Here is a 20,660-nt window from a genome sequence, read left to right on the forward strand (position 1 = left end):
TTTCGCCGCAAAAGTAAGTGGCCCCAGGACGAGCCGCCGCCGAGGGAGTCTCCCCATGACCGTCGCCTCCAGCAGCCCACCGTCGCGCCTCCCACTGCGCGGCGCCGAAGGGGCACAGCCCAAGCCGAAGACGCACCGGATCCGAGCAGGCGCCGAGCACGGGGACGGGCCGCTCGCGGCGCTCTTCGTCGCCCCGGCCATGCTCGGCTTCCTGGTGTTCCTGCTCTGGCCGACGCTGCGGGGCGTCTACCTCAGCTTCACCCGCTTCAATCTGCTCACTCCGGCGAAGTGGGTGGGGCTCGACAACTACGTGCGGATGGTGCACGACCCCATCTTCTGGGACTCGCTCAAGGTCACCGTCGAGTACGTCCTCATCAACATCGGCGTCCAGACGGTCTCTGCCCTCGCCATCGCCGTCCTGCTCCAGCGCCTCACGCAGTCGGCGGTGCTGCGCGGGATCGTGCTGACGCCGTACCTGATGTCGAACGTCGTCGCCGGCATCGTCTGGCTCTGGATCCTCGACACCCAGCTCGGCATCGGCAACGAGATCATCGGGGCGCTGGGCTTCGACCGCATACCCTTCCTCGCCGACGAGACATGGGCGATCCCGACGATCGCATTGATCAACGTGTGGCGGCACGTCGGTTACACGGCGCTGCTTCTGTTCGCCGGCCTCCAGGCCATTCCGAACGACATGTACGAGGCGGCGAAGGTCGACGGGGCGAGCGAGCGGCGGATGTTCCTGCGGATCACCATGCCGCTGCTGCGGCCGGTGCTCGCGGTCGTCCTGATCATGACGGTGATCGGTTCGTTCCAGGTGTTCGACACGGTCGCGGTCACCACCCAGGGCGGTCCGGCGAACGCCACCAACGTGCTGCAGTACTACATCTACGGCTCGGCCTTCGGCCGCTTCCAGTTCGGCTACGCCTCCGCGATGTCCGTGGCCCTGCTCGTCGTGCTCAGCGCGATCACCTTCGTCCAGTACCGGATCACCCGGGCCGGACAGACCGACCTCGGCTGACCGGAAGGAGTCGACATGGCTGCCGTCACCACCACCACGACGACGCACGTGCGGCCCCTCAGGCGCCGCCCCTCCCCGGGCCGCATCGTGGCCTGGGCGGCGATGGGCGCGATCGCGCTCATCACCCTGCTGCCGTTCTACTGGATCCTGCGCACCGCGCTGTCCTCCAACGCCGGCCTGGCCGCCGATCCCGGCAATCCGCTGCCCGTGGACCTCACCGGCTCCGGCTTCGCCCGCGCCCTCGGCCTGCAGTCCACCAAGGAGGCGATCGCCGAGGGCGGCGCGGGCGGCGGGCTGGTGTTCTGGCACTACCTGCTCAACTCGGTGATCGTCTCGACGCTGGTCACCGTCTGCCAGATCTTCTTCTCCGCGATGGCCGCGTACGCCTTCGCCCGGCTCCGCTGGCGCGGCCGGGACAAGGTCTTCGGGCTCTTCCTCGCGGGGCTGATGGTGCCGGCCATCTTCACGCTGCTGCCGAACTTCGTACTCATCAAGCAACTCGGCCTGGTCGACACGTTGTTGGGGATCTCCCTGCCCACGATGTTCATGACCCCGTTCGCGGTGTTCTTCCTGCGGCAGTTCTTCATGAACGTGCCCCGCGAGGTCGAGGAGGCCGCCCTCCTCGACGGCGCCGGGAAGATCAGGATCTTCTACCGGGTGCTGCTGCCGATGGCGTCCACTCCGGTGCTCACGCTGGCCGTACTGACGTACATCACCTCCTGGAACGACTACTTCTGGCCGCTGATGGTGTCCTACAGCGACAGTTCGCGGGTGCTCACCGTGGCGCTCGCCGTGTTCCGGGCGCAGGTTCCGCAGTCCGGCGTCGACTGGTCGGGCCTGATGGCGGCGACGCTCATCGCGGCCCTGCCGATGCTCGTGCTCTTCGGGGTCTTCGCCCGCCGCATCGTCGGCACCATCAGCTTCACCGGGATCAAGTGAGGGGACAGGCATGCGAATTCGTACGCGTACGGTCGTGGCGTTGACCGGAGCGCTGGCGCTGTCCCTGGTGAGCGGGTGCGCGAAGGGCGGCGCGGGCGGGTCGTCCGCGAACACGGTGACGTACTGGCTGTGGGACGCCAACCAACTGCCCGCCTACCAGGCCTGCGCCAAGGGCTTCGAGCGGCAGAACCCCGGACTGCACGTCAGGATCACCCAGTTGGGCTGGGACGACTACTGGACCAAGCTCACCGCGAGCTTCATCGCGGGCACCCAGCCGGACGTGTTCACCGACCACATCCAGAAGTTCGGGCAGTTCGCCGACCTGAAGGTGCTGGAGCCGCTCGACAGTCTGGGCATCGAGGACTCCGCCTATCAGCCGGGCCTTGCCGCCAACTGGATGGGCCAGGACGGCCGGCGCTACGGAGCCCCGAAGGACTGGGACACCGTCGCCCTCTTCTACAACAAGAAGATGGCGCAGGCGGCCGGCCTCGGCGCCGAACAGCTCAACGACCTCAGCTGGAACCCGAAGGACGGCGGCAGCTTCGAGAAGGCGATCGCGCACCTCACCGTGGACCGAGGCGGCAAGCGCGGCGACGAACCCGGCTTCGACAAGCACCACGTCAAGGTCTACGGACTCGCCACCAACGGCGGCGGCGACGGCGACGGTCAGACCCAGTGGAGCACCTTCACCGCCTCCGCCGGCTGGACCTACACGGACAAGAAGCGCTGGGGCACGACCTACCAGTACGACGACAAGACCTTCCAGTCCACGATCAAGTGGTACTTCGATCTCGCGAAGAAGGGGTACATGGCCCCCTTCACCGACTACAACTCCCAGTCCAACCAGGCCAATACACAGGTAGCCGCGGGCAGGGCGGCGGCCGCCTTCGACGGGGCCTGGATGATCTCCACGTACGCGGGCTTCAAGGGCATCAGCACGGGCACCGCCGTCACCCCCGTCGGGCCGACCGGCAAGCGGGCGACCATGATGAACGGACTCGCGGACTCGGTCACCAAGGACGCCCACAACAAGCGGGGCGCGCTGAAGTGGGTGAAGTACCTGGCGTCCGAGGACTGCCAGAAGACGGTGGGGAGTTACGGCATCGTCTTCCCCGCCACGCCCGACGGCACGAAGGCCGCGGTGGCCGCCTACAAGAAGAAGGGCATCGACGTCACGGCGTTCACCGAGCCGGTCGCCGACAAGAAGGACTTCACCACCTTCTCGTACCCGATCACCAACTACGCGGCGGACGTGTACGCGTTGATGCACCCCGCGATGCAGGACATCTTCGCAGGCGGCAAGTCCGTGAGCGGCCTCGACGGGACCAACAGCCAGATCAACCTGATCCTCGACCAGTGAAGGGCACGCCATACATGACGTTCTCCCTCGGCATCGTCGGCGCCGGCCAGTTCTCCGGCCAGTTCGCCAAGCTGTTCCTGGCCCATCCCGGCGTCGGCGACGTGTACGTCACCGATCTGCTGCCCGAGCGGGCCGAGCAACTCGCCGCCGCCGAAGGCCTGTCCGGGACCTTCCCCACGTACGACGCGATGCTGGAGTCGCCCGCGGTCGACGCGGTCGCGATCTTCACCCAACGCTGGACGCACGGCCCGCTGGTCCTCCAGGGCCTGAACGCGGGCAAGCACGTCTACTCGGCCGTGCCCATGGCGATCAGTACGGAGGAGATCGCGGCGATCATCGACGCGGTCAGGGCCAACGGACTGACGTACATGATGGGCGAGACCAGCCAGTACAACCCAGCCACCGTGCACGCCCGCAACCAGATCGCCGACGGCGCCTTCGGGCGGCTCTTCTACGCCGAGGGCGACTACGTCCACGACATGGACCTCGGGTTCTACGAGGCCTACCAGTACAGCGGCGGCGAGAACTGGAAGGCGACCGCCAGCTATCCCCCGCTGCTGTACCCGACGCACTCGGTCGGCGGGGTGCTCGGCGCCTGGCAGACACACGCGGTGAGCGTGTCCGCGATCGGGGTGGTCGACGAGCGTGGCGACGGGGTCTTCGAGAAGGGGGTCAGCCAGTTCGGCAACGACTTCTCCAACGCGACCGCGCTGTTCGAGGTGGCGGGCGGCGGTGCGTTCCGTACGAACGAGTTCCGGCGGGTCGGCTACCCCTCGCACATCCGGGAGTCGCGTTTCCGGTTCTTCGGGACGGACGCGAGCATGGAGCAGCTCGCGACGGTGGCCCTGTGGCAGGACAAGAAGGGGGTCAAGGACATCAGTGAGCTGCTCGAACCCAAGCCCACGCTGTCTCCCGACGACCCGTCGCTCCAGCACATCGCGCCGGATCTGCGGGCCGCCTTCACCTCGGGGTCGGCGCCGGTCCACGACCGCTCGCGGCTGCCGCGGGAGTTCGACAACCTGCACAACGGCCACGAGGGCAGCCACCACTTCCTGGTGGACGACTTCGTGACCGCCGTCAACACGCGCACGCTGCCGTCGGTGAACGCGTGGGTGGCCGCCCGCTACACCCTGCCGGGCATCGTCGCGCACGACTCGGCGCGGCAGGACGGGGCGAGGCTGGAGATCCCGGACTTCGGGGACGCGCCTGAGGTGTGACGCCCGGCGAGCCGGGCGCCGAGTGTCTCAGGTGCCCGGCTTGCGGCCGTACACGAACACGTCGTCGCCGGTCTTCAGGAGCGACCAGTACTTCTTGGCGTCGGTCGTGGTCATGTTGGTGCAGCCGTGCGAACCCGGCGGGTTCCACATGCTGACGCCGACCGAGTGGAAGGCCTGGCCGCCGTCGAAGAACTGGCTGTAGGGCATCGGCACGTTGTAGAGGCTGGAGACGTGGTCGATGTCCCGCCAGTAGATCTTCTTCAGGCCGGTGCGGGTCTCGTAGCCGTCACGGCCGGTGCGGACCGGCACCGGCCCGTAGACGAGCCTGCTGCCGTCCTGGATCCAGCTCAGCTGGAGCGTCAGGTTCACACAGGCGATCCGGCCCTTGTTGACCGGACATGTGCCGGCCCTGTTGGGGTTGGTCCCCACGGCCTTCTGCTTGTTCATGAGGTCCATCACGCCCCAGGTGACAGAGCCCGCGTAGCCGATGTTCGGGGTGATGCCGTGCTTGGTCTGGAAGGCCTTGATCGCCGTGCAGTCGGCGGCGGACTGCCGGCCGTCGACCGGTCGGCCGAGGAACTTCTCCACCTGCTTCTGATACGGACCGGTCTGCGTCGTGCAGCTCGCCGCGTGCGCGGGCACGGTGCCCAGCGCGAGCGTGAGCGGTGCGATCAGTCCGGTGATCCCGAGTGCGACGGCACCCCGTCTGCGTATGTCCCCCATGGCCTGGCCTCTCCGGTTTCAGTACGTGCTGCTTGCGGGTTCCGCCAGCTAGACAGGCGTCGGGGGCCACGGGTTGTAGGGCGGTGCGCGCTGCGACGAAACGGTGACAAAAAAAGCCCTCGCCCGTCGGCCGCCAGGGGCGGACCGACGGGCGAGGAGCGACGTCAGCCGGTCCGGGCTCAGCCGCCGCTCTTGCGTCGGAACGAGCGCTGGCTGGCGGCCGGGCCGTGCGCGCCGCGGATCTTCGAGCCACTGGTGTTCGCGGCGTGGGCGTCCGCCTGCACACCGCGCTTGCGCTCCAGCGCCTCCCGGAACTTGCGCTTCAGGTCGTACTGGCCGTCCTCGTCGGGCGCCAGGGCAGGGGTCTCGGCGTCGGTTGACTCCGAACCTTCTTGCGGTGCGGTCTCTTCGGCCATGGTGACCTCCTGGGTTCGGGCAGTGGGAACCACAGCTTGTCATGCCGGACGCCACAGTCTCCCCACTCCCCTGCCCCTGACCTCTAGCGCAACAACCCCACCGCCCGTGTGAGCACCTCCGGCGTCGCCGTGAACGGCAGCCGCAAGTAGTGCGTCAAGGTCGCCCGGTCCGCCGCGAACCTCGGCCCGGGTGACACCGCCAGGCCCCGGCGTGCGGCGCTCGCGGCGAGTTCCGTGGCGGTCGTGGCAGCGCCGAGGTGCACCCAGAGCGAGAGCCCGCCGTCGGGAATGCCGTATGTCCACCCCGTGTCGGCGAGGAGGGCCGCGAGGTGGTCGCGCTGGGCGCGCAGGCGGGTGCGGCGATCGGCGACGATCTCGTCCAGGCCCTCGCCGAGCAGTTCGGCGGCGATCAGCTGTTCCAGGGGCGGCGGTGACAGCTGCGCCTGGAGCGGGTTGCGCCGGACTTCGCGTACGAGGTCGGCGGCGGCCCGGATCCAGCCGACCCGCAGCCCGCTCCACAGCACCTTGCTCGCCGAACCGATCTGGATCACGCGGGTCCCGGACAGATGCGGTACGGACCGGGCCGGCGTCCGCAGATCCAGCTCGCGCATGGTCTCGTCGACGACGACGGTCAGGCCGTGCCGCTCGGCGAGCTCGGCGACCACCGAGCGGGTCGCGTCGGGCATGAGCGCGCCGGTCGGGTTGTGGAAGTCGGGGATGAGACAGGCGAGTTGGGGAGCCCCGCTGCGTACCGTGTCGGCGAGCCGCTCGGTGTCCCAGCCGTATGCGGCCGTCACGGGGATGGGCAGCAGCCGGGCCCGGCGCCGCCGCAGGATGTCCAGGGAGCCCGGGAACGTGGGGCTCTCGACGGCGACGGGCGCGCGCCGGTCCGTGTGCAGCTGCTCGACGAGGAGGGTCAGCGCGGCCCGGGCACCCGAGGTGACGAGGATCTGCTCGGGGCGGGTGGCGAGGCCCGCGCGCGTGTACCGATCGGCGAGGAGCTCGCGCAGGCGTGGGAGCCCGGCGCTCGCCACCCCCGAGTCGACGAGCAGGGTCGCGCTGCGCTCGACGGCCCGGGCCTGGGCGGCGAGGTACGCGTGGTGGGGCGCCGCCGTGACGGCGAGCGTCAGGTCGAGGTCCGTGTCGCTCGCGCCGCCCCGGTCCAGCGACCACGGCGCGGTGCGCTCGGTGAGCCGCTCGGGCAGGCGTACGACGCTGCCGCTGCCGTGCCGGGTGTGCAGCCAGCCGTCGTCGCGCAGCAGGGCCAGGGCCGTGACGACGGTGCCGCGGCTGAGGTCGAGGGTGCGGGCGAGTTCCCGCTCGGACGGCAGCCGGGTGCCGGCCGGGACGCGGCCGTCGACGACCGCGTCGCGTACGGCCGCGGACAGCGCTTTGGCCAGTGGCTCCTGCTCGGTGCGCCAGCGACCGAGCGCGGCGGCGAAACCTCTCTGCATGATGCCTCTCTGTATGGCGCCTCTCTGCATTGGTCCAGTTTCCCTCGACTGGACCAGGATCTCGGACCGCCGCCCGCCTACGCTGCCGCTCATGCACCGCACACTCGCCGACGACCTCTCCCGGCTCCCCGCACTGCTCCAGTCCGCCCGCGACTTCGCCGCCGGGGAGGTGACCGGGCTCGACAACCGGCCCGTGGTCCACCTCGACAAGGCGCCCGACCCCGAGCCCCTGCCGGCCGAGGGCGCCGGGGCGGAGGGTGCGCTGGCCCGCTTCGCGGAGCGCTGGGCCCCGGGCTTCTCCGGCTCCGCGGGCGCCCGCTACCTCGGTTTCGTCACCGGCGGCGCGACCCCCGCCTCGCTCACCGGGGACTGGCTGACCAGCACGTTCGATCAGAACGCCTCGGGCAGCGGCGGCTCTTCCGCGACCGCCCTGGAGCGGGAGACGCTGGGCTGGCTGCGCGAGCTGTTCGGGCTGAGCGAGGCGCACAGCGGGGCGTTCGTGACGGGGGCGACCGTCTCCAACACTGTGGGACTTGCCATCGCGCGGGAGTGGGTGGGCGAGCGCCGCGGGGTTTGCGTGTCACGGGAGGGTGCCGCCACGCTCGGCCCGGTCGACGTGCTGTCGGGCAGCCCGCACTCCAGCGTCGCCAAGGCGCTGTCCGTGCTGGGCATCGGCCGCGACCGGCTGCGTACCGTGCCGGTGCTCTCCGGAAACCGCGAGGCGGTCGACGTGGAGCAGCTGGCCGCCGCCCTGGAGGCCCTCGACGGGGGGCCGGCCATCGTCGTGGCGAACGCCGGGACGGTGAACACGGTCGACTTCGACGACCTGCGGGCCATCGCCGCACTGAAGGAGCGCTACGACTTCTGGCTCCACGTGGACGCCGCGTTCGGCGCCTTCGCCGCGCTGTCCCCGACGTACGCGCATCTGGCCGAGGGCCTCGACGCGGCGGACTCGGTCTGTGTCGACCTGCACAAGTGGCTCAACGTCCCCTACGACGCGGCCGTGCAGTTCACCCGCCGCCAGGACCTCCAGATCCGGGTCTTCCACAACGCCTCGCCCTACCTCAGACTCCCCACCGCCGACCCCGACTTCCTCCATCTGACGCCGGAGAACTCGCAGCGGCTGCGGGCCCTTCCTGCCTGGTTCTCGCTGGCGGCGTACGGCAGTGCGGGGCACCGTGAGATCGTCGAGCGGAATGTCGCGCTCGCCCGGCGTCTCGGTGAACGGATCGCGGGGACAGGGCAGTTGCGGCTCCTGGCGCCGGTCCGGCTCAACGTCGTCTGCTTCACCCTGGCCGACGAGCCGACGCAGGAGCGGGTGAACGCCGTCGCCCGCGCGGTCGCCGCCTCGGGCGAGGCCTTCGTGACACCGACGGTCTACGACGGGACGCAGGGGCTGCGGGCGGCGTTCAGCAACTGGCGTACCTCCGAGGTCGATACGGACCGGGTGTTCGACGCCCTCCTCACGGCCGCCGCCTCGGTGTCCTGACACCGCCGGGCTGCACGGCCCGCACGGCCGACTCCCCCTGCTGCTCGGGGAGTTCACGACGCATACGGACCGGCGAGAGGAAAACCGGCAGGAAGGCGGTGGCGAGGAAGGCCCCGCCGACCCACAACGTGGCGCGTACGCCGACCAGTTCGCCGAGCAGACCCGACACGGCGGCGCCCACGGCGAGCGCACCGGTGAGCATGAAACGGAAGGTGCCGTTCATACGGCCGAGCAGGGAGTCGGCGGTCATCCGCTGGCGCAGGCTCACGCCGAGCACGTTGTCCATGCCCACCTTGAACATGGCCAGCACCCATCCGGCGCCCGCGATCCAGAGGCCGGGGCCGCGGTCGAGCAGCGGTACCAGCAGACCGGCCGGCGCGAGGCAGAGTCCTGCCAGGCCCAGCGCACGGCCGTACCCGAAGCGCCCGGCGACGGGGCGGGCGCTTCGGGCCCCCAGCAGCAGTCCGACGCCGCCCGCGGCCCAGTACAGGCCCAATGCACCGGCTCCCAGGTCGAGTTGGCGGTAGAAGAGCACCGGGAGCATGGTGTTGATGATCTGCGAGCCGAGGTTGGAGAGGGCCGCAGTGAGGGCCAGGGCGCGGAGTTCCCCGTTGCCGAAGACATGGCGCAGGCCTTCGGCGATCTGGGTGCGCAGGCGCGTGGGCGGTCGCGGAATGGCCGGGAGCCCGGCGCCGCGGATCGCGGTGAGCCGCAGCGCCGAGGCGAGATAGGCGGCCGCCGCGCAGAGAACCGCCACGGGTGCCGTGAGCAGTTGGACAAGACCGCCTCCCGCACTCCGCCCGGCCACGTTGCTCACTGCCATCAGGCTCATCATCGCGGCGTTCGCCTGCACCAGCGCCTCGTGGTCGACGAGTTGGGGCAGCGCGCTCTGCGAGCCGACGTCGAAGAAGACGGTGGCGCAGCCGTTGAGCAGGACGACCGCGTACAGCTGGCTGAGGGTGAGCCCGTCCAGCCACCAGGCGACCGGGACGGAGGCGAACAGCACCGCGCGCCCCAGGTCCGCTCCGATCAGCACGCGGCGCTGCCGCATCCGGTCCACCCAGGCCCCGGCGGGCAGCCCGATGAGCAGGAAGGCGAGCGTGCTCAGCGCGGCCAGTGCGCCGACCTGGCCGGGGCTCGCGTCGAGCGCCGCGACGGCGATGAGGGGTACGGCGACGTAGCTGATGTTCGTGGCGAAGTGGCTGAGGACGGCGCCGGTGAACAGGGTGCGGAAGTCGGCGACGCGCCAAGGGGATTGGGGGTGCATGGTCCGTTCATTCGGTGGGCGACCTGGCCCTTGAACGGTGCCCGAGCCCGTCTCCGCAGCACAAGTGAAAAGATCTTCAGGGACCTTTAAGCATCACTGTACAGTCGGGTCCCGTACCGGAATCCCGTGTCGACCGCCCTGCCATGATCGTCAGGGGAGCGGATACCGTGCGCCCATGTCCGCGTTCATACAGCAACTCCCGGCGCTGATCGGTGTGATCGTCGGTGCCCTCGGCTCGTATCTGGTCGTCGTACGCGGTGATCAGGTGAGGTTCCGGCGCGAGCAGGCGGCCCGCTGGGAGGAGCGGCGGCTCGCCGTGTACTCGGAGTACGCGCGGTACCTCAAGAAGTCCATCACCCTCACCTACCGTGTGGCGTCCCACCTCGGCAACGACCCCCATCCGCACCCCCTCTCCCCCGAGGACGCGGCCCCGCTGCTGGCCGAGGCCGCCGTGGGCCGGGACCCGGCGGGCGAGGCGCTGCTCCTCCTGGGGAGCGACGAGGTGGTGCAGAAGGCGCGGGAGTGGGTGCTCGTGGTCATCGAGATGGAGCGCTTCCTCGACGACCGGATCCAGGACCCGGAAGGCTGGCAGGCGCTGCTCGAACGGCAGCGGGCCTCACGGGGGTTGTACTACGCCGCGATCCGCCGGGACCTCTCGCTGCCGCCGGGCAACGGCGGCCAATGGTCGGTCCGGCCGCCCGGGGCGAACGCCTGACTGCAAGCCACCGCGGTGCCGGTGCCTCAGCGGTATCCGGTCGCGTCCGCGGGCTTGCCCGCGTCCTGCACTTCGACGAGGTAGCGCCAGGCGTCGGGGCGGCTCCCGTCGCGGTCCGTGAAGCCGTACGTCCGGGCGAGTTGCCCGCTGGAGAGCGACTCACCGTTCCAGCGGGCCACCTCCGGGTCCCCGGCCAGCGCGGCGACCGCGCGGCCGACGTAGAACGGTGTTTCGGAGATGCAGAAGTGCGGGACGCGCTCCAGGGCGTCGCGCCAGTTGTCCTCCGTCACGCCGAAGTGGCCGAGCATGATCTCCGAGCGGAGCCATCCGGGGGTGAGCGCGACCGCGGTGGCGCCGCGCGGGCCCAGTTCATGGCCGAGGGCGAACGCCATGCGCAGGACGGACGACTTGGCGAGGTCGTAGAAGAAGGAGACCCGGTAGGTGTCGCGGTTGTACTCGGCGGTTCCGTCGGTCACCTCGACGACGAGGCCGCCGGGGTTGCGCAGCATCAGGGGCAGCGCGTGGTGGCTGGTGATCGCGTGCGTCTCGACCGCGAGGCGCAGCAGCCGCAGCCCCTTGTCGAGGTCGTGCTCCCACACGGGGGTGTCCCACTCGAAGAGCAGTTCACCGCCCCAGATGTCGTTGACCAGGACGTCGAGCCGCCCCTGTTCCTCGGCGATGCGGTCCACGAGGGCGCGGACCTCGGAGGGGACCAGGTGATCGGTGGGTACGGCGATTCCCTGTCCGCCGGCCGCGGTGACCAGGTCCGCCGTGTCCTCGACGGTCTCCGGGCGGTCGTACTCCGAGCGCCGCGCACGTGTGCTGCGGCCCGTCACATAGACGGTGGCGCCTGCCGCGCCGAGCTCCACGGCGATTCCGCGTCCCGCTCCCCGTGTCGCCCCGGCGACGAGTGCGACCTTGCCCTCCAGCGGTCCCGGCATGTCCGGCCTCCCTTGCCCTTGTCCTGTCACCTCGGCCGACGCCGTGTCCGGCGGGGCGAGATGTGGTCCAGGTACGAGGGTGTCGTGGAAGCCGGACATCTTCTGTCGCCTTTTCGGCGGCTCCCCAGGAGTTCCCACGGGCGGCCGCACGAGGTCTACGACGTCGGCCGTGTCCCTCCCCGGGTGGCCTGGAGGTCGGCGAGGAGTTCGGCCTGCCCGGCCAGCACCCCGGACAGGATTGTCCGCGCGACCTTGAGCAGCTCCGCCACGTGCGGGCTGGTCAGCGAGTAGTAGACGGTCGAGCCCTCTTTGCGGGTCACGACCAGGTTCGCCCGCCGCAACACCGCCAGCTGCTGCGACAGATGAGCGGGCTCGATCCCCACCTCGGGCAGCATCTCCGCCACCGCGTGCTCGCGCTCGCTGAGGAGTTCGAGCACCCGGATCCTGGCGGGGTGCCCGAGCGTCTTGAAGAACTCGGCCTTCAGTTGGTACAGCGGCGTACTCATGGCACGGTCACCTGCCCGCGACGACGGGGCGTACGCACCGGCCCACGGATGGCGCGTCGCCTCGGCGCTCCCCCACCCTTCGGGCGGGGGGACCCCCATCTCGCTTCGTTCGTCACACACATACGGTCCATCCTCGCCTGTGGGACCCGGGACCCGGGGCCCGGCACCCGCACCACGCTCGGCGGCCCTGCCATCAGTGCCCCCGCGCGATCCACTCCTCCAGGTGCGGTGCCTCGGCTCCCACGGTGGTGCTCTCGCCGTGTCCCGTGCGTACCACCGTGTCCGGCGGGAGGGCGAGCAGGCGGTCCCGGATCGAGTCGATGATCGTCGGGAAGTGGGAGTAGGAGCGGCCGGTGGCCCCCGGACCGCCGTGGAAGAGGGTGTCGCCGGTGAAGACGGTGCCCAGACCTGCGTCGTACAGGCAGACCGCGCCCGGTGCGTGGCCCGGGGTGTGCATGACCGTCAGGTCGGCGCCGGCCGCCTCGATGACCTGGCCGTCCTTCAGCCAGGCGTCGGGGAGCCGGTCGGGGTGGGACTGCTTCCACAGCGGCAGGTCGTCGGGGTGCAGCCAGATCGTGGCGCCGGTCCGCTCGGCGAGGGCGGGCGCGGCGTCGATGTGGTCGTTGTGGGCGTGCGTGCAGACGATGGCGGTGAGCCGCCGGTCGCCCACCGCTTCGGCGATGGCGTCGGCGTCGTGGGCGGCGTCGATGACGATCGCCTCGTGGTCGTCGCCGACGATCCACACGTTGTTGTCGACGTCCCAGGTGCCGCCGTCGAGGGAGAAGGTGCCGGAGGTGACGAGGTGTTCGATGCGCGTGGTCATCACAGCACCACCACCGAGCGCAGGACGTCGCCGTGGTGCATCCGCTCGAAGGCGGGCTCCACCTCGTCCAGGGCGATCGTCTCGGTCACGAACGCGTCCAGGTCCAGCCGTCCCTGGAGGTGCAGGTCGATGAGCATCGGGAAGTCGCGGGAGGGCAGGCAGTCGCCGTACCAGGACGACTTGAGGGCTCCGCCGCGTCCGAAGACGTCAAGAAGCGGGAGTTCGAGCTTCATCTCGGGAGTCGGTACGCCGACGAGGACGACCGTGCCCGCGAGGTCGCGGGCGTAGAACGCCTGCTGGTAGGTCTCCGGGCGGCCGACTGCCTCGATGACGACGTCGGCGCCGAAGCCGCCGGTCAGTTCGCGGATCGCCTCGACCGGGTCGGTCCCGCGCGAGTTGACGGTGTGCGTCGCGCCGATCTTCTCCGCGGTGGTCAGCTTCCGGTCGTCGATGTCGACGGCGATGATCTTCGCCGCGCCGGCCAGCCGGGCCCCGGCGATCGCCGCGTTGCCGACGCCGCCGCAGCCGATGACCGCGACCGAGTCGCCCCGGCCGACGTTCCCGGTGTTGATCGCGGCCCCGATGCCGGCCATCACGCCGCAGCCCAGCAGGCCCGCCACCGCCGGGGAGACGGCCGGGTCGACCTTGGTGCACTGTCCGGCGGCGACCAGGGTCTTCTCGGCGAACGCGCCGATGCCCAGCGCCGGGGACAGCTCGGTGCCGTCCAGCAGCGTCATCCTCTGCTTGGCGTTGTGGGTGTTGAAGCAGTACCAGGGCCGTCCGCGCAGACAGGCCCGGCAGTTCCCGCACACCGCACGCCAGTTGAGGATCACGAAGTCGCCGGGCGCGACGTCGGTGACGCCCGCGCCGACCGACTCCACGATGCCGGACGCCTCATGCCCGAGCAGGAACGGGAAGTCGTCGCTGATCCCGCCCTGCTTGTAGTGCAGGTCGGTGTGGCACACCCCGCACGCCTGGATCTTCACCACGGCTTCGCCGGGCCCCGGATCCGGCACGACGATCGTCTCGACGCGCACCGGCTCGTCCTTGCCCGGTGCGATCACGCCGCGTACTTCCTGCGCCATGGTGACGAACCCTTCCGTCGGTCCCTGTGAACGCCGACCTGTGCCGGCGCGGCTCTTTCACATGATCCAAGCGCACTCCATGGATCCCGTGCACATTTTCCGCCGGACGGAAGCCCGAGCAGTACACCCGTGGGGCACTCAGGCCAGCGACAGGAACAGCTTCTCCAGGCGGGCCCGCATCTGCTCGGCGCTCTCCCCGTTCTTCGAGCCGTTCTCGACATCGGTCAGGCACTGCTGCAGTCCGGTGGCGATGATCGCGAAGCCCGCCCGGTCCAGGGCGCGCGAGGCGGCGGCGAGCTGGGTGACGACGTCCTCGCAGTCGCGGCCCTCCTCGATCATCTTGATCACTCCGGCGATCTGCCCCTGCGCACGACGCAGCCGGTTCAGCACGGCCTTCAGCTCGGCACCAGCGAGTTCCAGTTCCACGAACACTCCTCCAATACCCCTAGGGGTATGATACGCCCTCCTCCGGGGCCTCTCGAGGCGCACGTCGTGGACCCGCGGGCACGCCTCACCTGACGAAGTTCCGCACGGACCGGGCGATGCGCTCGTCGTCCAGTCCTTCCTCGTCCCCCAGGGCCAGCAGCCCATGGGGTACGTGGACCAGCGTCTCGGCGACCTGGCGCGCGGACGTGCCCCGCAGGTAGGGCTCGGTGAGCACGACGTCCGCATGGTCGGCGGCGAGGACGGCCGTCCGCAGACCGACCGTGTCGAAGGGGCGGACGGTGCCGGCGTAGAGCACGGCGAGGTCCCATTCGGCCGTGGCGCGCAGCACCGGGTCCAGGGTGGCACCCACCGCGAGCACGACGCCGGCGCGCCCCTCTTCGGGATGGCCGGGGACATGCACGCTCCACCCCGGCGGTCGGCGAAGCGGCCGAGCTCCTTCGCGGACTCGTATCCGACGAGGAACGAGCCTCCGGTGCGGAAGCCTTCGCGGTGCAGGTCCGGGAGGTTTCCGCTTCGGGCACCACATTTCGGGCCCCGGTTCCCACTTCGACGTGCTGGGGGACGCGGCATGACCCGCACCTCGCAGCTCCCCGCCGCCCTGAGCACCCGGGCCGAGGAGCTGACCCGGGCGGCGGCCGGCTTCCGTCATGTCGTCAGCGCCCGGCCGTCGGGCGTCCTCGCCCCGTGCACCGTCCGCGAGGTGCAGGACGTCATGGCGTTCGCCGGCCCGCGCGGGCTGCCGGTGTCCGCGCGCGGCGGCGGGTACTCGCTGTACGGCCAGGGCCAGACCGAAGGCGGCTTCGTCCTCGACATGGGCGCGCTGAACCGGGTGGACTGCACGCCCGGCGAGCGGACGCTGATGGCCGGGGCGGGCGCGCCGGGGCGGGACGTCGTGCGGGCCGCTCTCCTCGACCGGACGTCGTTCACGAATCCGGCGCTCTTCTCCCTCGCGGACGCCTGCCTCGCCGTCGGCACCCTCTCCCGCCTCATGGACGCCCTGCCTCAGGGCGGCGCGACGGCCGCGGTGGAGGCGTCCCCGGGCGAACTGCGCCTGGACTCCGGGGTGGTGATCGCCGCGGTCAACGGGCCCCGGTCCGTGGTCGTCTCCGGGGACCGGGTCGCCGTCACGGCCCTGCGCGAGGAGTGGGCGGGCCGGGGCCGCTGGACCCGGATGCTGCGCGCGGACGTGGCCGCGCACTCCCCGCACTTCGATGCCCTGCTCGACGGCTTCCGCGATGCCCTGCACACCATGGAGTTGCGGATCCCGCACACCGCGCTCGTCTCGGACATCACCGGGAAACCGGTCGAAGCCGACGCCGTCTCACCGGAGTTCTGGCTCCGCGAGGTCCGCGAGCCGGTCCGGTTCGCGGACGCGGTCGACCGGCTGCACCAGGACGGCGTCACCACCTGCCTGGAACTGGGCCCCGGCGACGTACTGCTCGGCATGCTCGACGGCTGTCTGCCCGGGGACGGCGAGGCCCTCACGCTCGCGTCGGTCCGGAACTGGCGGACATGGAAAGGCAGGTAAGCGGTTCCCCTCGGGCGCCGTCACCGACGTAGCCTGAACGCTCCACCCCGCATCACCCGAGGAGCGCCGTGAGCATCGCTGAGACGGAAGCCGTCCCTCCCACTTGGCGGTTGCTCCTGGAGTACGTCCGGCCGCACCGGTGGTCGCTGCTCGCGGGCGCGGTTCTGGCACTCGGCACCGGTGTCACCGGGCTGCTCCTTCCGCTGGTGGCGCGAGGCCTCATCGACGATCTGTCGCACGACCGGCCCATCGCGCGGGCCCTGCTCGGCATGGCGGCGCTGGTGATCACCAACGCGGCGGTGGGCGCGCTGGGTTCGTATGTGCTGCGGCGCACCGCCGAGTCCGTGGTGCTCGGTGCGCGGCGCGCCCTGTCGTCGTACCTGCTGCGGCTGCGCATCCCCGCCGTGGACCGCAGCGAACCGGGCGATCTGATGGCCCGCATCACCTCCGACACCACGCTGCTGCGCGAGGTCACCACCGACTCACTGGTGGGGCTCGGGACCGGCGGACTCACGCTCGTGGCGACGGTGGTGATGATGGGCCTGGTCGACGTGGTGCTGCTCGGCGTGACGCTGGGCGTGATCCTGTGCGCGGGCACCGTGCTCGGGGTCATCGTGCCGCGCATCAACCGGGCGAGCCGGCAGGCGCAGGACGCGGTCGGGGTGATGGGTGCCTCGCTGGAACGGATCCTCGGCGCGCTGCGCACCGTCAAGGCGTCCGGTGCCGAGCACCGCGAGGAGCAGACCATCCACGCGGCCGCGCAGGAGTCGTGGCGGCAGAGCGTGCGCGCCGCCAAATGGTCGGCAGCCGCGGGCAACACGGCCGGTCTTGCGATGCAGATCGCGTTCATCACCGTGCTCGCGGTGGGCGGCGCGCGGGTCGCGACCGGCGCCATCGACGTGGGCACCCTGGTCGCCTTCCTGCTGTACGTCTTCTATCTGATGTCGCCGATCCAACAGGTCGTCGGCGCGATCACGCAGTACCAGACCGGCTCCGCGGCGCTCGCCCGCATCCAGGAGGCACTGCGGCTGCCCGCCGAACCCGCGGCCCTGCCCGCGCCGTTGCCGTCCCCCGGCGCCGAACCCGCGACGCTCGCCTTCGACGACGTCCGCTTCCGGTACGCCGACGATCTTCCGTACGTCCACCACGGCGTGACCTTCGCCGTCCCGGCCCGCGGCATGACCGCGTTCGTCGGACCCTCGGGCGCGGGCAAGACCACCGTCTTCTCACTCATCGAGCGGTTCTACGACCCGGAGGCGGGCGCGATAACACTCGACGGGCGGCCGCTGGAGGCCTGGGACCTGCCCCAACTCCGGTCCGCCATCGGCTATGTGGAGCAGGACGCCCCCGTCCTGTCGGGTTCCCTGCGCGACAACCTGCTGCTGGGCAACCCGGAGGCCGACGAGGCCGACGTCACGCGTGTCCTCAAGACGACGCGGCTGGACGGCCTGGTGGCCCGGCTGCCGCGCGGCCTCGACACGCTCGTCGGCCACCGCGGCACCCGGCTGTCCGGCGGCGAGCGCCAGCGCGTCGCCATCGCCCGCGCCCTGCTGCGCCGCCCCCGTCTGCTGCTCCTCGACGAGGCGACATCACAGCTCGACGCGGTCAACGAGGCCGCGCTGCGCGACACGGTCGCCGATGTCGCCCGTACGACCACGGTTTTGGTGGTCGCCCACCGGCTGTCCACGGTCACGATGGCCGACCGTATCGTCGTGATGGACGCGGGCCGCGTCCGCGCGGTGGGCACCCACCGGGAGCTCGTCGCCGCGGACCCGCTCTACGCCGAGCTGGCGGCCACGCAGTTCCTCGCCACCGCGGGCTGACGACGCGGGCCGTCGGACGCCGCCGCCGGTTGTTCGTTGAGTGAATATCCATTCACAAAGCTCGACGGTGCTCCGACCGGACTGCGGGAACGCCAAGGGCCCCCGCCGCGGCGGGGGCCCTTGGGACGTGCCGGCCCCGGCAACCGTGGGACCGTAGGGGATCGGTCGCCTACTCCATGCCGTCGAGCAGACCGGTGACGGGGGCGGCCAGGTCGGTGACCTGGTGGAGCTGGTCGAGGTCGTTCAGGCGGTTGAGGCCCGCCAGCTGGCCGGAGACCCGCGGGATCTCCGCCTGGTGCGCCGCGGGAATGTCGCTCACGGCGAGTTCGTCGAGCTGGGCGATCGGGTTGAGCTTGCCGGCGTCCGGGGCCTCGGAGACCGCCGCGTTCGCCATCGGCGCGGCGAAACCCGCGACACCGACGGCGAGACCAACGGCAGCGACCATACGTCGTGTTGAGATCATGCCTTCAGCAACGGCGCGGGAGGGCGCGCGGACACGGGCCGCCCCCGCTCCTCACCCGAGAGGCGCATCGGTCTCCTGCGCTTGCCGTGCGCCCTGCGGCGGAGGAGGCTCGGAGGAGAGGCCCTTCGCGGCCCTCTCCTCGCCGGGCCGCGGCCTTTGAAGGAGGTCACCATGGGCACCTCGGCAGGCCCCGCCTTCGACGTGGAGGCTCTACGTCAGGGCATCGAAGGACGGCGCGCGGACGCGCTGCTGTCGTTGTACGCCGACGACGCGGAGATTCGCGTCGTGGACCGCAACACCCAGCCCAGCCACCCCAAGGTCATGCACGGCCGCGGCGAGATCGGCGAGATGCTCACCGACGTCTACGGCCGGGAAATGACCCACAAGCTGGAGAACTGTGTCATCCAGGGCGACCGCGTCGCCTTCACCGAGTCCTGCGAATACCCGGACGGCGTGAAGGTGCTGGCCGAGTCGATGATGTCGCTGAAGGACGGGAAGATCGTCCAGCAGACGATGCTCCAGGCATGGGACGAGTAGGGAGGAACTGGCCAAAGGTCCAGATCAACTCGCGTGCGAGCTGGACCTTTTCGGCCCGGGCGGTGCTGGGGCGGTCGCATCCGCGCCGGACTCGGCGGCCACGACCAGTTTCCGCAGCAGGTCGGCGAGTGACCGCTTCTCTTCTTCTGTCAGCACTGCGAGCAGCGCGTTCTCACCGGCATCCTCCAGCACCACGTGCTGTTCGAAGGCGTCATATCCGGCCTCGGTGAGTCGTACCCGTACGCGACGGCGATCGCCCGAATCGTGCGTGCGGGTGATCAGTCCCGCCTCCTCCAGCGGGCCGAGCCGGGCCGACAGGGCGCCCCGGGTCAGGCCGAGCAGGTGGTCGGCGAGGTGCGACGGGCTCGCCTCGTACGGCGGGCCGAGCCGGCGCAGCGCCAGGAGGATCTTGAACTCCCAGTGCCGCAGCCCGTCCGAGTCCAGGGTGTCCCGGCGGGCCTGGGAGGCATGCCGCGCGAGGATCGCGAGCCGGGCGAAGATCGCCTCCTGGACCGGGTCCATCCAGTCCAGCTCCTTCGACCAGTGCGCGACATGCCGGTCTGCGGAGTCGGCCGCCGGTGCCGCTGCTGACATCGGTGCCTCGGGCCGGTTCCTCATGCGTGCCTCCGGAAGTGGTTCCCTCGGTAGGCAGTTTCGCCGAAGAGTAGTTTTCTTGTGGATAGTTTTTTGGATTACTACCGTCCTCGGCATGACGAACACCGCAAGCAATGTCAGCACCCGCGCCGCCGTTCCCCTCGATGAACTCCTTTCGTCTGCCCGTGCGTTGGGACTGTCCGGCCGCTGGGACCGCGCGGCGCGGCTACTGGACGCCACGGATGTCGCCGAGCCGGGGGCCCGTGCCCGTATCGCGCTGGTCGCAGCCGAAGTCGCCCTGGAAAGCGACTGGTTCGCCGGGACCGACGCGGCGGGCGCGCGGCTCGACACCGCGGCGAAGCTCCTCGCGGACCCTCGCCCCGACGACCGGTGGGACCTGGACTTCCTCCGGCTCCGGCACGGCTACCTCGGTCGGATCCGCAGTGGCGGCAGGTTCTGTCCGGGGCCCGCGGGCAAGGACCCGGATGCCCTCACCGCCCTCCGGGGGCAGGGCGAGACTCTGCGCGAGCAGGCCCCCGACGAGACGCGCCGAGGCTGGGCCGAGATGTACCTGGGCCTGATCGCCGACAACCTCTTCGCCGAGAGCGAGGTCGCGGCTCGCCACTTCGCAGCCGCCCTGCGTGCGGGCGAGCCGGGCGACGACCTGCTCTCCCGCGAAGCGCTGCGGCACCTCGGCGGCCACGACCACGATCACGGCGACCGGGCGCGGGCACTGGAGCGCTGGCGCCGGGCGACCGCGCTGGGCGCCGGGGCCGGAACCGTCCCCGGCACGCTCTCGCAGCAGTTGCTGCTGGCGGCCTCGGCCCGCGACGCGGGTGACGAGGCGGGAGCCTCCGCCCTGGCACGGGAGATCGCCCGCTGGGCAGCGGCCCTCGGCGCCTCGAGCCTCGCGGCACAGGCCGAGGATTTCCTGACCCGGGCGAATCCGACGGCGTCGGCCGCGAGCGACGACTAACCCCCTACGGCCGAGTGCGGCCCGGCCCAACCGGTGGCGGCCACCACCTCCCGCGCGATGTCACCGACGGACCGTCCGTCCGTCACCACGCGTACCGTCCCCGCCTGCGCCCGCCGGTCCAGGAGCCGCGCCTTGCGGACACTGCCCGCCAGCTCCTGCTCCAGTTCCGAGCCGAGTTCCCGGCCGGTCAGACGCTCGCGGGCCGTGGCGTCGGAGGCCGTGAGCAACACTCGTACGATGCCCACCTCGGGCCCCATGGCGCGCTCGAACATGCCCGCCGCCTCCGGCAGCACACTGGCGGTGTTCGTGTAGATCAGGCGCCGATATCCGCGCAGG

General features: G+C 70.9%; 22 protein-coding genes and 1 pseudogene. 10 read left to right on the plus strand and 13 right to left on the minus strand.

Annotated features, from left to right (window positions below):
• The first annotated feature begins 55 nt into the window (after window positions 1–55).
• Genes AB5J56_RS03630 through AB5J56_RS03645 form a run of 4 tightly spaced genes read left to right on the plus strand, consistent with a single transcriptional unit; the run spans window position 56 to window position 4,537 of the window.
• Window positions 56–1,021, plus strand: coding sequence for a carbohydrate ABC transporter permease (locus AB5J56_RS03630; RefSeq protein ID WP_369229936.1), 966 nt, complete (start codon window positions 56–58; stop codon window positions 1,019–1,021).
• A 15-nt stretch (window positions 1,022–1,036) separates the two neighbouring features.
• Window positions 1,037–1,960 (plus strand): carbohydrate ABC transporter permease, encoded by a 924-nt coding sequence (locus AB5J56_RS03635; protein ID WP_369229938.1) that lies wholly within the window; start codon window positions 1,037–1,039, stop codon window positions 1,958–1,960.
• Between the two features lie 10 nt (window positions 1,961–1,970).
• Window positions 1,971–3,320, plus strand: coding sequence for an ABC transporter substrate-binding protein (locus tag AB5J56_RS03640; protein ID WP_369229940.1), 1,350 nt, complete (start codon window positions 1,971–1,973; stop codon window positions 3,318–3,320).
• A gap of 14 nt (window positions 3,321–3,334) precedes the next feature.
• Entirely contained in the window at window positions 3,335–4,537 is a 1,203-nt protein-coding gene (locus AB5J56_RS03645) for a Gfo/Idh/MocA family protein (RefSeq protein ID WP_369229942.1), read from the plus strand.
• A 27-nt stretch (window positions 4,538–4,564) separates the two neighbouring features.
• On the opposite strand, the gene AB5J56_RS03650 is transcribed toward AB5J56_RS03645, so the two are convergent.
• From AB5J56_RS03650 to AB5J56_RS03660, 3 genes are all read right to left on the minus strand, one after another.
• Complete coding sequence (locus AB5J56_RS03650; protein WP_369229944.1) at window positions 4,565–5,260, minus strand: L,D-transpeptidase family protein; 696 nt, start codon at window positions 5,258–5,260, stop codon at window positions 4,565–4,567.
• 179 nt (window positions 5,261–5,439) lie between these two features.
• The gene (locus AB5J56_RS03655; RefSeq protein WP_369229946.1) at window positions 5,440–5,676 is read right to left on the minus strand and encodes a DUF5302 domain-containing protein; all 237 of its coding nucleotides are present in this window, start codon (window positions 5,674–5,676) and stop codon (window positions 5,440–5,442) included.
• A gap of 83 nt (window positions 5,677–5,759) precedes the next feature.
• Entirely contained in the window at window positions 5,760–7,130 is a 1,371-nt protein-coding gene (locus AB5J56_RS03660) for a PLP-dependent aminotransferase family protein (protein ID WP_369229948.1), read from the minus strand.
• A gap of 91 nt (window positions 7,131–7,221) precedes the next feature.
• Here AB5J56_RS03660 and AB5J56_RS03665 point away from each other — a divergent pair, with 91 nt between their 5' ends.
• Window positions 7,222–8,619, plus strand: coding sequence for an aspartate aminotransferase family protein (locus tag AB5J56_RS03665; RefSeq protein ID WP_369229950.1), 1,398 nt, complete (start codon window positions 7,222–7,224; stop codon window positions 8,617–8,619).
• Here AB5J56_RS03665 and AB5J56_RS03670 read toward each other — a convergent pair.
• On the minus strand, window positions 8,594–9,886 hold the full coding sequence (locus tag AB5J56_RS03670) for an MFS transporter (RefSeq protein ID WP_369229952.1): 1,293 nt from the start codon (window positions 9,884–9,886) through the stop codon (window positions 8,594–8,596). The genes AB5J56_RS03665 and AB5J56_RS03670 overlap by 26 nt on opposite strands.
• Before the next feature lie 175 nt (window positions 9,887–10,061).
• Between AB5J56_RS03670 and AB5J56_RS03675 the strand changes: the two genes are divergently transcribed.
• Window positions 10,062–10,601 carry a hypothetical protein gene (locus AB5J56_RS03675; protein WP_369229954.1) on the plus strand — a complete coding sequence of 180 codons (540 nt, stop codon included), beginning with the start codon at window positions 10,062–10,064 and terminating at the stop codon, window positions 10,599–10,601.
• Between the two features lie 26 nt (window positions 10,602–10,627).
• Here the strand turns inward: AB5J56_RS03675 and AB5J56_RS03680 are convergent, their stop codons facing one another.
• The 6 genes from AB5J56_RS03680 to AB5J56_RS03705 form a co-directional block, all read right to left on the minus strand.
• Window positions 10,628–11,542 (minus strand): SDR family oxidoreductase, encoded by a 915-nt coding sequence (locus tag AB5J56_RS03680; RefSeq protein ID WP_369229956.1) that lies wholly within the window; start codon window positions 11,540–11,542, stop codon window positions 10,628–10,630.
• Window positions 11,543–11,697: 155 nt separating this feature from the next.
• Window positions 11,698–12,048, minus strand: coding sequence for an ArsR/SmtB family transcription factor (locus AB5J56_RS03685; protein ID WP_369229958.1), 351 nt, complete (start codon window positions 12,046–12,048; stop codon window positions 11,698–11,700).
• 193 nt (window positions 12,049–12,241) lie between these two features.
• Window positions 12,242–12,871, minus strand: coding sequence for an MBL fold metallo-hydrolase (locus AB5J56_RS03690; RefSeq protein WP_369229960.1), 630 nt, complete (start codon window positions 12,869–12,871; stop codon window positions 12,242–12,244).
• Window positions 12,871–13,956 (minus strand): S-(hydroxymethyl)mycothiol dehydrogenase, encoded by a 1,086-nt coding sequence (locus AB5J56_RS03695; protein ID WP_369229962.1) that lies wholly within the window; start codon window positions 13,954–13,956, stop codon window positions 12,871–12,873. The genes AB5J56_RS03690 and AB5J56_RS03695 overlap by 1 nt, the downstream gene beginning before the upstream one ends.
• Window positions 13,957–14,094: 138 nt before the next feature.
• The gene (locus AB5J56_RS03700; RefSeq protein ID WP_369229964.1) at window positions 14,095–14,382 is read right to left on the minus strand and encodes a metal-sensitive transcriptional regulator; all 288 of its coding nucleotides are present in this window, start codon (window positions 14,380–14,382) and stop codon (window positions 14,095–14,097) included.
• Between the two features lie 85 nt (window positions 14,383–14,467).
• Window positions 14,468–14,803, minus strand: a complete 336-nt coding sequence (locus tag AB5J56_RS03705) for a hypothetical protein (RefSeq protein ID WP_369229966.1) — start codon at window positions 14,801–14,803, stop codon at window positions 14,468–14,470.
• A gap of 168 nt (window positions 14,804–14,971) precedes the next feature.
• Between AB5J56_RS03705 and AB5J56_RS03710 the strand changes: the two genes are divergently transcribed.
• Window positions 14,972–15,931, plus strand: a complete 960-nt coding sequence (locus AB5J56_RS03710; RefSeq protein WP_369229968.1) for an acyltransferase domain-containing protein — start codon at window positions 14,972–14,974, stop codon at window positions 15,929–15,931.
• A gap of 68 nt (window positions 15,932–15,999) precedes the next feature.
• A complete protein-coding gene (locus tag AB5J56_RS03715) occupies window positions 16,000–17,754 on the plus strand; it encodes an ABC transporter ATP-binding protein (protein ID WP_369229970.1) in 1,755 nt (584 codons plus the stop codon).
• Window positions 17,755–17,923: 169 nt separating this feature from the next.
• Here the strand turns inward: AB5J56_RS03715 and AB5J56_RS03720 are convergent, their stop codons facing one another.
• Window positions 17,924–18,217, minus strand: coding sequence for a hypothetical protein (locus tag AB5J56_RS03720; protein ID WP_369229971.1), 294 nt, complete (start codon window positions 18,215–18,217; stop codon window positions 17,924–17,926).
• 171 nt (window positions 18,218–18,388) lie between these two features.
• On the opposite strand from AB5J56_RS03720, the gene AB5J56_RS03725 reads away from it, so the two are divergent.
• Complete coding sequence (locus tag AB5J56_RS03725; protein ID WP_369229973.1) at window positions 18,389–18,754, plus strand: nuclear transport factor 2 family protein; 366 nt, start codon at window positions 18,389–18,391, stop codon at window positions 18,752–18,754.
• A 24-nt stretch (window positions 18,755–18,778) separates the two neighbouring features.
• Here AB5J56_RS03725 and AB5J56_RS03730 read toward each other — a convergent pair whose 3' ends face one another.
• Window positions 18,779–19,372, minus strand: coding sequence for a MarR family winged helix-turn-helix transcriptional regulator (locus AB5J56_RS03730; RefSeq protein WP_369229975.1), 594 nt, complete (start codon window positions 19,370–19,372; stop codon window positions 18,779–18,781).
• A 91-nt stretch (window positions 19,373–19,463) separates the two neighbouring features.
• Between AB5J56_RS03730 and AB5J56_RS03735 the strand changes: the two genes are divergently transcribed.
• Window positions 19,464–20,324, plus strand: coding sequence for a hypothetical protein (locus AB5J56_RS03735; RefSeq protein ID WP_369229977.1), 861 nt, complete (start codon window positions 19,464–19,466; stop codon window positions 20,322–20,324).
• Here the strand turns inward: AB5J56_RS03735 and AB5J56_RS03740 are convergent.
• Window positions 20,321–20,656 (minus strand): annotated as a pseudogene (locus tag AB5J56_RS03740) (hypothetical protein); the annotation flags it as partial. The gene AB5J56_RS03735 and the pseudogene AB5J56_RS03740 overlap by 4 nt on opposite strands.
• Between the last annotated feature and the right edge of the window lie 4 nt (window positions 20,657–20,660).

The sequence above is a fragment of the Streptomyces sp. R21 genome (genome assembly GCF_041051975.1).
GTDB lineage: Bacteria > Actinomycetota > Actinomycetes > Streptomycetales > Streptomycetaceae > Streptomyces.